This window comes from Metabacillus halosaccharovorans (assembly GCF_002019635.1).
GTDB classification, from domain to species: domain Bacteria; phylum Bacillota; class Bacilli; order Bacillales; family Bacillaceae; genus Metabacillus; species Metabacillus halosaccharovorans.
Genome location: NZ_KV917371.1, coordinates 2,741,633 through 2,754,215, shown reverse-complemented (window position 1 = coordinate 2,754,215; position 12,583 = coordinate 2,741,633). Strand labels below are relative to the sequence as shown.

The following is a 12,583-nucleotide window of genomic DNA, read 5'->3' as shown; positions in this document are numbered from 1 at the left end:
ACACCTCTTATTTTTTCCTATTTCACTGGGATGGGTTGACGATTATTTATTTAACTCTTCTATTAATTGAGTTTCATTCCATACTTCGATATTTAGCTCTTCCGCTTTTTTCAGTTTACTTCCTGCGGCCTCGCCGGCTATGACAAGATCTGTGCTTTTGCTAACACTTCCAGTCACTTTGCCACCTAGAGCTTCAATCCCTTCTTTCGCTTCATTTCGTGACAATTGTTCAAGCTTCCCTGTTAACACAACCGTTTTTCCGGCAAAATAAGAATCACTGTCTTCCGCTTTTACCAGTTTAGGACCTTTGTACATTGTGTTAACACCTAATGCTTGTAGTTCACTCACAAGATGCTGTACATCAGGGTTTTGAAAGTAGGTTGTAATAGCATCTGCCATTTTTCCACCGATTTCATTGATAGCTACTAACTCTTCCTCTGTACTCTTCTGAAGGTTTTCAATTGTTTCAAATTGTTGAGCCAATGTTTTAGCTGCTTTTGATCCGACGTGGCGAATTCCCAAACCAAAAAGAAGTCTTTCAAGTGAATTCTCCTTCGATTGCTCAATTGCTTGTAACAGGTTGTCTGTTGACTTTTCACCCATTCTCTCAAGCCCGAGGAGCTGTTCTCTTGTTAAACGGTAAAGATCTGCCACATCTTTAATTAATCCTGCAAGGAATAGCTGAGAGACAACTCTTTCTCCAAGACCGTCTATATTCATCGCATTCCGTGAAACAAAATGAATGAGACCTTCTTGAATCTGAGCAGGGCATTGTGGGTTAATACATCGTAATGCTACTTCTCCTTCAATTCTTACCAGATCACTTTCACATGCCGGGCAATGTGTTGGCATTGAAAATTCCTTTTCTTCACCTGTACGATGTTCCATTAAAACATTGACGACCTCGGGAATGATATCTCCCGCTTTTTTAACCACAACTGTGTCTCCGAGCTTAATATCTTTTTCTCGAATTAAATCTTCATTATGTAGTGATGCACGTTGTACGGTAGTACCAGCAACCCTCACCGGTTCTAAAATAGCTGTTGGTGTGATAACCCCTGTTCTTCCAACACTTAGTTCGATATTGATTAGTTTTGTCATAACTTCTTCAGCTGGAAATTTATAAGCAACAGCCCAGCGGGGACTTTTTGCCGTAAACCCAAGTTCTTCCTGCTGATCTAAGGAATCTACTTTAATAACAATCCCATCAATATCATAAGGTAGTGTTGCACGTTTTTCCTGCAGGTTTTCAATCAGAGTAATCACTTCGTCAATATTTTCACATTTTCTACGTTCTTTATTTGTTTTGAAGCCTTCTTTCTCAAGAAAATCTAGTGCTTCACTATGTCTTTGAATGCCTGTCGCCCCTAAATCAGCGATACTATAAACAAAAATATCAAGATTTCTCTTGGCTGCTATTTTAGGGTCCAGTTGTCTAATTGAACCTGCTGCAGCATTTCTTGGATTTGCAAATGGCTCTTCCTCTGCAGCTAGTCGAAGTTCATTTAATTTTTCAAAAGATTTCTTCGGCATAAATACTTCGCCGCGTACTTCAAAGGACACATTCGATTTTAGCTTTAGCGGTATAGAGCGAACAGTTTTCAAATTTTCCGTGATATCCTCTCCAGTAGTTCCATCTCCACGTGTAGCCCCTTGGACAAAATAACCATTTTCATAACGAAGAGAAACAGCCAATCCGTCTATTTTTAATTCAACAACATACTGGACATCATCACCGACAGCTTGTCTAACTCTTCGATCAAAATCCCGCAGGTCTTGTTCATTAAATGCATTACCGAGACTTAGCATGGGAGTTCGATGGACAACCTTTTGAAAGGCTTCCAACACAACCCCTCCAACCCTTTGGGTTGGAGAGTCTTGTGTTTTAAATTCAGGAAATTCTTCTTCGACCTTTATAAGTTCCTGCATGAGACGGTCATATTCTGCATCAGGAACACTCGGCTGGTCTAAAACATGATATTCATAGTTGTAAGTGTTTAATAGCTCATGAAGCTCTTGAACTCGTTTTGTTGCTGATTGTTTATCCATTCAGATGTCCCAATCCTTTCTTCCGGAACTTTTGATTTACACACGATTAATAGGAGCAAATTTAGCAAGGAGACGTTTAATGCCGACTGGACTAGGAAACGCAATATCTAATTCCTTTCCTTCTCCTGCTCCTTTTACACTTACAACCGTACCAATACCCCATTTTTTATGTTCAGCTTTATCTCCAACTGCCCACGGAAGTTCATCTCCTCCAGTAGAAGATGGTGTAACAACAGGCCTTGACACTGGGGGACGTTTTTCCTGTCTGCGTGCTGTATTGAATGAAGTTGAAGCTTTTTTCACCTGTTCATTCAAGTTCTCAATTAACTCACCTGGAATTTCAGAAATAAATCGTGATTCCGGATTCATGCTCGTCCTACCGAATAATGTACGCATTTGAGCATTTGTTATAAACAGCTCCTGTTCAGCCCTTGTAATCCCTACATATGCCAGACGGCGTTCTTCCTCCATCTCATCTTCTTCCATTAAAGAACGGCTATGTGGGAAAACTCCTTCCTCAAGTCCAATTAAAAAGACAACCGGGAACTCCAGGCCTTTTGCAGAATGAAGTGTCATTAAAACGAGTGCATCACTTTGTTCCTGTTCTTCTTCATCAAGTTTGTCAATATCTGATACAAGAGCTAAGTCCGTTAAAAAGGCAACAAGGCTTTTGTCTTCATTTTGCTTCTCAAAGGTTTGAGTAACAGATAAAAACTCATCAATATTCTCCAGGCGGCTTTGGGCTTCAAGCGTTTTTTCCTGCTTTAGCATGTCTCGATAACCCGATTTTTCAATAATCTCTTCAGCAAGCTCAGTAACTGAAAGATAGTCCTGCATATTACCAAGGTTTCGGATTAATTCCCGAAACTCTACCAATGCATTAACAACTCTGGCACTTACTCCAATATGTTCTATTTCATCAAGTGCCCGGAATATCGAAATATCATGAGCGATTGCATAATTTGCAATCCGATCAAAAGACGTTGAACCAACACCACGTTTCGGTACATTGATAACACGGGCCAAGCTAATGTCGTCATCCGGATTAGCAATTAAACGAAGATATGCTAGTAAATCCTTAATTTCTTTTCGGTCGTAGAACTTAATACCACCAACGATTGTATAATTTAAATTTGACTTTAATAATACTTCCTCAATAATACGGGATTGTGCATTTGTACGATACAGAATCGCGATATCAGAAAGCTTACGTTGTCCTGAATCCACCAACTGCTTAATTTTCCCTGCCACAAATTGTCCTTCTGATGCCTCACTATCAGCACGATAGTACGTAATTTTTGGCCCTTGCGGATTTTCCGTCCAAAGCTTTTTAGGTTTACGATTCGAGTTTTTCTTAATCACTTCATTGGCTGCTTCTAAAATAAGCTTGGTTGAACGATAGTTTTGTTCTAATAAAATAACATTTGCTTGAGGATAATCCTTCTCAAACGATAAAATATTTGCAATATCTGCTCCACGCCAACGGTAGATTGATTGATCAGAGTCCCCAACAACACATAAATTTTGAAATCTTGCAGCTAAAAGCTTAACAAGCATATATTGCGCTCTGTTCGTATCTTGATACTCATCAACATGAATATACTGGAACTTTCTCTGATATGTCTCTAGCACTTCCGGAACACGTTGAAATAATTGAATGGTTGTCATAATAAGGTCATCAAAGTCAAGTGACTGGTTTTTACGGAGTTTCTTTTGATAATCTTTGTAAACATCACTAACGATTTGCTCGTAATGGCTTCCTGCTTGATTATCAAATTCTTCTGGTGTGATTAGTTCATTCTTGGCACTGCTAATAGATCCCAGCATGCTTCTTGGATCATACTTTTTAGGATCCAAGTTTCTCTCTTTTAGTACTGATTTTATTACTGACAATTGATCTGTCGTATCAAGAATGGAAAAGTTACGGTTGATTCCCATTCTGTCACTATCTCTTCGTAAAATTCTTACACACATCGAGTGAAAGGTAGAAATCCAAATATCATCCCCGCCAGAACCTAAGATCCCTTGGATCCTCTCTCTCATTTCACGTGCAGCTTTATTTGTAAACGTAATCGCCAATATATTCCAAGGGGCAATTTGTTTTTCTGTCATTAAATATGCAATACGGTGTGTTAACACCCTAGTTTTTCCACTACCGGCACCGGCCATAATTAGTAAAGGGCCATCTGTTGTTTTTACCGCTTTTTGTTGCATATCATTCAAACCTGCTAATAACTGATTTGATAAAAATTGCAACATCCTCACCATCCTTTATAAAAACATATGTTCTATTTTAACGTCATCACAAAAAACCTTCAACTAAGAAAAGCGCAAGCGCCTTGATCAGCCTAGGGCAATAAGTCAATTTGAAATAGAAGGCGTTCTTTGCCTTCAATTTCAAATTGACTTATGACCTCGAGGGGCTAGGCGCTGGAGCTAGACACTATAACTAATTAATAATTTATACTTTCATACCTTTAAAAAAATTATTTTCAATCACTCTTTAACTGCAGCCACAGTCTTTAATGCTGCTGGTAAATTTTCATATATAACATTGCCCACTACAACCACATCTGCATATTGAGCAAATTCCTTTGCTTGCTCAGGAGTTGAAATTCCACCGCCATAGAATAGCTTTGTATGATTTAACACCTTTTTTGTTTGCTCGACGACAGTGATATCCCCAAGCTTACCACTATATTCCAAATAAAAGATCGGTAAGTGATACATATTTTCTGCTACGCGGGCATAAGCCTTCACATCTTCAATGGACAATTCTGTATTTGCATCTGTTAAAGCTGCTGCTTTACATTCCGGATTAAGAATACAGTAGCCCTCAACAAGAATTTCATCCCAATTCATAATCTCGCCATATTCCTTAACAGCTTCATGATGTAGCTCCATCATCCACTTCGTTTTTTTACTATTTAAAACAGTTGGAATGAAGTACAAATCAAAACCGGGAATAATGGATTCTGCTGTAGAAACTTCCAAAACACAAGGGATAAGATAGCGTCTAATTCTCGCCATTAAGTTCAACACATTATCCTCTGTGATATTATCACTACCACCGACTAAAATTGCATCTGTACCGGATTCACAGATCTTCTCTAACTCATCATCATTTATCTCTTTATCAGGATCGAGTTTAAACACATGTTTCCACTCGGTAATATCGTACATGCTGGATTCCTCCATTCAAAAACATCCATTTCCCTATTATAGCAAATTACATGCTAGCAAAAAACTTAAAAGAGAAGGAAGATGTTTGAAGTTTTAGGCTGTTTTCACAAACTTTATGCTTCGTACTATGAGTTTAGTTAGGTTGATTGGAGCTCCAGGACGCTCGCTTTCCGTGGGGTGGGCGGTGAGCTTCCTCGGCGCATGCGCGCCTGTGGGATCTCACCTGTCCCACAACTCCCACAGGAGTCTCGCACCTTCCGCTCCAATCAACCTACTTTGTTTCTTAAAAAGAACTTATTAATAGATAACAATCTTATAGAAAAGTCATAATCATTGTTTTAAAAGTGTCTTTAAAAAGGACAAATAAAAAACACCACATATTGTGGTGTTTATCTATTTATTCAACTTCTTCTGATTCCTTATTGCCATGAACACGTTCTAATGCCATTGTGTAGGCATCATTTCCATAGTTTAAGCAACGCTTAACACGTGAAATAGTGGCTGTGCTGGCACCTGTTTCTGTTTCGATTTTATGATAGGTATTGCCTTCACGCAGCATTCTAGCAACCTCCAGCCTCTGTGCCAGGGATTGAATTTCATTGACTGTACATAAATCATCAAAAAAACGATAGCATTCCTCAAGGTCTTTTAATGACAAAATAGATTGAAAAAGCTGATCAAGCTCTTTTCCGCGAAGCTTTTCTATTTGCATAATTCATTCTCCTTTTATTCTTGCGATTGAATTAGAAACATATCTAAATTTGGTACAATATTAATCCATGTTTTTCCCGGAACAAACTTTACGATGTTCCCGTCTTTTACAGGTAAAATCCTACCATCTTCATTTACCCATTCTACCTCTTGCATCAAACCATTTTGAAGTAATAAAGCTTTTCCTCCAGACTTCAAATCAATTCCTCGTCTTCCATAATCATCTACAATGTTATGATCTATTTCTACTACAAAAACATTAGAAAGTTTTACAGGATCATTACTTTCAAGATCAACTGTTTGTTGAGTGTCACTATAACGACTATAGACCTTTTCAGTTTGATTATACTCGTAAGTTGCCTGCCAGGTTTGGGAATTGTCATATTTGATAACAAACTTGTTAACATGTTCCCCTTCTAAATTCTGCACTTCTTCTTCAGATAAAAATTCAAAGGGTTCTACTTCTGCTGCCACTTCATATTGTTTGGAAATAGCACCTTCTAAAATATTTTCTTTTGATATATAGGAGTTGTGCGGTGCTTTCCGGTGGTCAGCTCTCCAAAAAAGTGTTCCGTCGTATTCCATACCATTTAAGGAATCGACTTCACCGTTTGTTAGCTTTACTAACGCATCCGGGCTATAGCCATGGGCAATATAAAGGGAGTCATATCCTTTACTTAAATCAATATAATATGGTCTTGCACTTCTTACAGGCCCGATTATATCAGGTATGTCACTTTGAAAGACAGCTAAAAACCTGGTAATATTTCCTTCAGCTAAAACTTCATAAACAATGTCCGCTTTTGTTAACCCTGATTGCGGTCTTGCAGCAGGGTGATTGTTAATCATCACACTAACTGGACGTTGTGTGATATTTTGTTCATCTGTTTCTAATCCTGTTAATGGCGAGACAACGCTTTCTTCAACTGCTTCCACTACTGTTTCTTCTATTTGTTCGAATGCTTCACCATTATCCGGAATACTTTGCTCTTGTGATTCATCATTACTGCAGGCACTCATAAATACACATATTGAAAAGAAAGCGGCCGCAAATTTCACATTCCTCAAACTAACACAACCTTATCTATTTTCCACTTTTATATTTTAACGCATTATAGATGGAAAGAGTACCGTTTTTTTCATCACATCAAATATACCTCTTGGTGTAATTCGTATATACGGTAGATGAGTAGATGATAAAAAAAGCAAAGAATAAATCGGATCATCAAATCGGTATCCTCTTTCTTTTAATAAGATATTTAATTCCTTTTGCTTTGTTATAACCTTTTCTAGTACTTCTTGGGAAGCTCCACCATTTAACTTTAAAGGCATTTCAAATATGATGCGCTCATTCTCCGTTAATACAATGCCTCCACCTATATCTTTCATTCGTGCAAAAGCTGACAGCATTTCTTTTTTATTCTTGCCGATCACAATAATATCACCTGTCGTTGAATATGAACTGGCAAAACCCTGCACTTTCTTTGAAAAGCCTTTGATCACAGTATTTATCCGCCATTCCCCATTACGGTCGATTAATGCTAAAAAGCTTTCATCATGATCTTCCGAAAGTAACTCGGAGGAACTGTCAATTGTCACTGAATATGGCTCCATTATGACAGCATTACGCATTTTCATTCCCATTGGCATCGAAAATTGCAAATCATCAATGAGTAAATCCCACTTTATTTCAGCAGGTTCCAACCCATACTGTCCCCAGTCCACATCATCGTGACATTGCTGAATCTCTCTGTTTTTCACCAGCCATTTTCCCTTTGACATAACAGATAGAGGATCAGGATTATCAATATTTTCAAGGATGTTTAATGTTGCCATACGCCCCGGAGCTATAACACCGATGCGATCTTCCAGCTGATAATACCTGGCAATATTAAAAGAAGCCATGTGATAAGCATCTATCGCAGGAACATTACAGTCTAAAGCGATGTCTATACACGTATTTATCATTCCATTTTCATAAAAGGTCGGTGTTGAACCATCTGTTGTGAAATAGACATGATCATATACCGAAAGCCCCTCATTTTGCACTTCTTTTAATAACTTCTCCAGGTCCGGGCGAATAGATGATTGTCTTAATGCAGCAGTATACCCCATCTTTAAACGATTCATCACATCTTTACCTGTCATTGATTCATGATCACTGTCAACTCCAAATAACTTCATTTTTGTTAACGTATTTTTAGAGGCACCTGGGAAATGCCCTTCTATTCGTTTTCCTCTTCGTTTTGTTTCCTGCAACCAATACAGAATCCAATCATCTCCATCAGCAAGCTTTGGCCATCCTGTTAACTCACCACCCTGAAGAACTGACTTATGCTCCAACCATTTTCGAACAAAATCATGTGAAAAGACCTTTTCCTCAGAGTGTACCTCTGTTTGCAAATCAAACCTGGCCCACCAGAAATAGTGATAAGGCAGCTTTTCCATATCATCCATAAAAGTAAGCGCTTTCTTTTTGCTGGACTGCAAAAGAAGAAAAAGATTATCACCTATAAATGTTGTTGTTCCTGTTTGTGACACATATCTCGCTAAGGATTGGGGATTATATAACTGAAATGGATGTGCGTGTGGTTCAATATAACCTGGTACAATCACATTGGAAGCGCAATCAATTACTTCCATCTGAAATGTCTGCTCAGGTAATTTGTCCCCCACATAAACAATGCGATCTTCATAGATCCAAATATTTGCTTTCATCCATTGTCTTAAATAAGAGTTAAGATATGTTGCATTTTTAAGCACAACTGATGGAGCTAAATGATTGGTTAATACCTCTATTTGTTTTCGTATCTGACTATTTTTCCATTGAAATTTTTGCTCGGGCATAAAAGACCCTCCATTTTCTAGTTACTACTTAGATACTATGTTAACATATGGAATTTATTAACGCATTAAAGTTTTTATTTCAATTTTATGACAATTAGGGAGGCTTATGATGGTTAGACCAAATATCGGGATTGTTAATGCGCTTATTCGAATTACATGTGGGCTATCTGTATTAGCATGGGCTACATCAAAATATTGTAAGAAGCCTTGGAGAGATTCTTATCTTATTGCGATCATACTTGGCGCAATGAAGGTTGGAGAAGGTATTCTGCGTTTTTGCCCAATCACCTACTTGTTTGAAAATAGGGATACTTATTTCTTTGAAGATGATGATGAAGATTATTTTGGTGAAGATGTGGAGGAAGTTACGTATAATCCTTCATAATAAGAAAGGCGTAAGCGCCTTGATCAGCCTAGGGCAAATAAGTAAATTTGGAATTGAAGGCGTTCTTTGCCTTCAATTCCAATTATGACCTCGAGGGGCTAGGCGCTGTAGCTAGACACTAAACTAAGTACAATCATTTTTCTTACCGTTTAAAAATAAATTGGGACTGGCATAGCCAGCCCCTTATTCTATCGTTTTAGGAGGTGTTACATATGTTCTTAGAATATTTAACAGATATGTCGTTTATTCTCATCGCCTTAATTGGCGGCATTGTTGCTTTGTTATATGTCTATATTAAGAAACGACGTGCTTAATAGCTTTGTTTCCAATGTCAGTTCTGTAAAACAATGCAGGAGCTGAAATTTTTTCAACTAGTTCATATGCTTGTTTTTGTGCAGCTTGAATGGTTGAACCATAGCCAGATACAACTAGTACACGTCCCCCGTTATTGACAAACTGATCTTCCACTTTTTTCGTTCCTGCATGGAAGATAACAGCTTCTTCATGTTTAGCAGTAAGAGAGCCGATCGGTTGTCCCTTTTCATAGTCATTTGGATAACCTTTTGAAGCAAGAACAACACCAAGCACTGCTTGCTCAGACCACTTTAACTCAACAGGTTTATCATCGAGAATAGCTAATAATGATTCGACCAGATCTGATTCCAATCTTGGCAGAACAACCTGTGTCTCAGGATCACCAAAACGGGCATTAAATTCAATAACTTTTGGACCATTCGTTGTTAAGATGAGTCCGGCATATAAAATTCCTGTAAATGAACGGCCTTCACTTACAAGCGCTTTTGCCGCCGGTTTTAAAATTGTTTCTACTGCCGTTTCCACAACTTGTTCTGAAATTTGTGGCACAGGAGAATAGGCACCCATTCCCCCAGTGTTTGGGCCTTCATCATTGTCATAGGCACGTTTATGGTCCTGAGCTATTACCATTGGGTATACTTGTTCATCTTTAACAAATGCCATTAATGAAAACTCTTCACCTGCTAAAAACTCTTCAATAACAACAGAACTTGATGCATCACCGAACTTCGCATTTTCCAGCATATCTGTTACACTATCTAACGCTACTTCGAGAGTTTCAGCAACTGTTACACCTTTACCGGCAGCTAACCCGTCCGCTTTAATAACAATTGGTGCACCTTTTTCCTGAATATATGCCTTTGCCTTTTCAACATCTGTGAATGTTTGATACTCAGCTGTTGGAATATTGTATTTGATCATGATTTCTTTGGCAAAGTTTTTGCTGCCCTCAATAAGTGCTGCTTCTTTTCTTGGACCAAATATTTTTAAGCCTTCAGCTTCAAAATCATTTACAATACCATTTAGTAAAGGAACTTCAGGGCCAACGATTGTTAAATCAATGTTTTTCTCTTTTGCAAAAGATACTAGTGCTCCATTGTCTGTTTCGCTAATGTCTACTCGTGTAGCCAGCTCATCCATTCCGTCATTACCAGGTGCAACAAAAACTTCCTCTACAAGTTTACTTTGTGCTGCCTTCCAAACTAATGCATGTTCACGTCCGCCTTGCCCGATAATCAGTACTTTCATCTTCACACCCCGCTCTTGTTTTTAAAACATTCAAGAGCCAGTTCAACTGGCTCCATATTCATCGTTTAGGAAATTATAATATTCTTGAACTGTGGGATAAGCGCTTTGACATCCAGCTCCGAAGCACAGGATGTGCAAGTGCAGTCATGGCGATTGACGTCGCGTGTTTTGACTGCCAGCGCCTAGCCCCTCTAGGGTCTAGCCACAAATGAATTGAAGACAAAGAACGTCTTCTATTCATTTGCGTCTTATTTGCCCGAGGCTGATCAAGGCGCTTGCGCTTTTGCTCTTAATGTTTAAAGTGACGTACTCCTGTGAATACCATCGCAATGCCATACTCATCCGCCATGCGAATAGAATCTTCATCCTTGATGGACCCACCCGGTTGAATAATTGCTGTTACACCTGCTTTTGCAGCTGCTTCAACCGTATCTGACATAGGGAAGAATGCATCAGAACCTAATGCACTGCCTTGTGCCTTAACACCCGCTTGTTCAATCGCAATTTTCGCTGCACCAACACGGTTCATTTGACCGGCACCAACACCAACTGTCATTTCATCCTTTGTGAGAACAATGGCATTTGATTTCACATGTTTGACTACTTTCCAAGCAAGCTTAAGGTCCTTCCACTCTTCCTCAGAAGGCTCACGTTTCGTAGGGATTGTTACCTCAACATCATCAAGTGAAAGGGTATCTTCATCTTGTACAAGTAAGCCACCATGTACAGATTGAAGTACTTTATCTTGTTTAGATGCTGCTTTTACATCAATTGTTAACAAACGAAGGTTTTTCTTACTTGTTAAAACCTCCAATGCTTCTTGGCTAAAAGAAGGAGCAATAACGATTTCAAGGAAGATCTCATGTAACTGCTTGGCAGTCTCTACATCAACTTCTTCATTTAGTGCAACGATTCCTCCGAAAATAGAAGTTGGATCTGCTTCAAAGCAACGTGTAAATGCTTCGTTTACTGATGTTCCTACACCAACGCCACATGGATTCATATGCTTAACAGCAACCGCTGCCGGCTCTGCAAACTCACGTACAATTTGTAGTGCTGCATCAGCATCTTTGATGTTATTAAAAGATAACTCTTTCCCGTGCAACTGTTTTGCATTTGCAATTGAAGCTGTTGGAACGAATGGTTTTTGATAGAAAGTTGCACTTTGGTGAGGGTTTTCACCATAGCGTAAAGACTGTTTTTTCTCAAATGTATATGTGACTGTTTCAGGATCTTCTTCACCAATTGTTTTCGTTAGAAATTCGGCGATTAACGCATCATATGCAGCTGTGTGACGGAATACTTTTGCAGCTAAGCGTTGCTTTTGAGCTAATGAAACTTCACCTGATGATTTTAGTTCATCTAATACGTTTTGATAATCAGCCGGATCAACAACCACTGTCACATCTTCATGGTTTTTAGCTGCAGAACGAAGCATAGAAGGACCGCCAATATCAATGTTCTCAATCGCATCTTGGAATTGAACATCCGGTTTTGAAATGGTTTCTTTGAATGGATAAAGATTCACCACAACCATGTCAATTGTTTCAATATTATTTTCCTTCAGCTGATTCATGTGACTAGGATTACTACGCACAGCTAGTAAACCGCCATGGATATTTGGATGAAGTGTTTTAACGCGGCCGTCCATAATTTCCGGGAAGCCTGTTACCTCTGAAATTCCAATAACATTTAGTCCGTTTTCTTCCAATAATGATTTTGTTCCACCTGTTGAAATGACTTCAACACCTAATTCAATTAACTCTTTCACAAAAGGAACAAGATTCGCTTTATCTGAAACACTAACAAGTGCACGTTTTACTGACATGATTCCTCACCTCTATG

The 12,583-nt window shown here is 38.7% G+C and carries 10 protein-coding genes; 2 read left to right on the top strand and 8 right to left on the bottom strand.

Going from position 1 to position 12,583, the window contains the following annotated elements; translation table 11 throughout:
- Positions 1 to 42: 42 nt before the first annotated feature.
- The 6 genes from ligA to BK577_RS13280 form a co-directional block, all read right to left on the bottom strand.
- Positions 43 to 2,049, bottom strand: a complete 2,007-nt coding sequence (gene ligA / locus BK577_RS13305; RefSeq protein ID WP_078433228.1) for an NAD-dependent DNA ligase LigA — start codon at positions 2,047 to 2,049, stop codon at positions 43 to 45.
- A 36-nt stretch (positions 2,050 to 2,085) separates the two neighbouring features.
- Positions 2,086 to 4,305, bottom strand: a complete 2,220-nt coding sequence (gene pcrA, locus BK577_RS13300) for a DNA helicase PcrA (RefSeq protein WP_078433571.1) — start codon at positions 4,303 to 4,305, stop codon at positions 2,086 to 2,088.
- A 240-nt stretch (positions 4,306 to 4,545) separates the two neighbouring features.
- The gene (gene pcrB / locus BK577_RS13295) at positions 4,546 to 5,232 is read right to left on the bottom strand and encodes a heptaprenylglyceryl phosphate synthase (RefSeq protein ID WP_078433227.1); all 687 of its coding nucleotides are present in this window, start codon (positions 5,230 to 5,232) and stop codon (positions 4,546 to 4,548) included.
- Positions 5,233 to 5,629: 397 nt separating this feature from the next.
- Positions 5,630 to 5,944, bottom strand: a complete 315-nt coding sequence (locus BK577_RS13290) for a YerC/YecD family TrpR-related protein (RefSeq protein WP_026562364.1) — start codon at positions 5,942 to 5,944, stop codon at positions 5,630 to 5,632.
- Positions 5,945 to 5,958: 14 nt separating this feature from the next.
- Positions 5,959 to 7,002 (bottom strand): DUF3048 domain-containing protein, encoded by a 1,044-nt coding sequence (locus tag BK577_RS13285; RefSeq protein ID WP_245823510.1) that lies wholly within the window; start codon positions 7,000 to 7,002, stop codon positions 5,959 to 5,961.
- Positions 7,003 to 7,047: 45 nt separating this feature from the next.
- Positions 7,048 to 8,790, bottom strand: a complete 1,743-nt coding sequence (locus BK577_RS13280; RefSeq protein WP_078433226.1) for an adenine deaminase C-terminal domain-containing protein — start codon at positions 8,788 to 8,790, stop codon at positions 7,048 to 7,050.
- Positions 8,791 to 8,896: 106 nt separating this feature from the next.
- Here BK577_RS13280 and BK577_RS13275 point away from each other — a divergent pair, with 106 nt between their 5' ends.
- A complete protein-coding gene (locus BK577_RS13275) occupies positions 8,897 to 9,175 on the top strand; it encodes a YgaP family membrane protein (protein WP_078433225.1) in 279 nt (92 codons plus the stop codon).
- 212 nt (positions 9,176 to 9,387) lie between these two features.
- Complete coding sequence (locus tag BK577_RS26745; protein ID WP_342743284.1) at positions 9,388 to 9,489, top strand: EYxxD motif small membrane protein; 102 nt, start codon at positions 9,388 to 9,390, stop codon at positions 9,487 to 9,489.
- Here the strand turns inward: BK577_RS26745 and purD are convergent.
- On the bottom strand, positions 9,470 to 10,738 hold the full coding sequence (gene purD, locus BK577_RS13270; protein WP_078433224.1) for a phosphoribosylamine--glycine ligase: 1,269 nt from the start codon (positions 10,736 to 10,738) through the stop codon (positions 9,470 to 9,472). The genes BK577_RS26745 and purD overlap by 20 nt on opposite strands.
- A 289-nt stretch (positions 10,739 to 11,027) precedes the next feature.
- Positions 11,028 to 12,566 (bottom strand): bifunctional phosphoribosylaminoimidazolecarboxamide formyltransferase/IMP cyclohydrolase, encoded by a 1,539-nt coding sequence (purH, locus tag BK577_RS13265; RefSeq protein ID WP_078433223.1) that lies wholly within the window; start codon positions 12,564 to 12,566, stop codon positions 11,028 to 11,030.
- Positions 12,567 to 12,583: the final 17 nt, after the last annotated feature.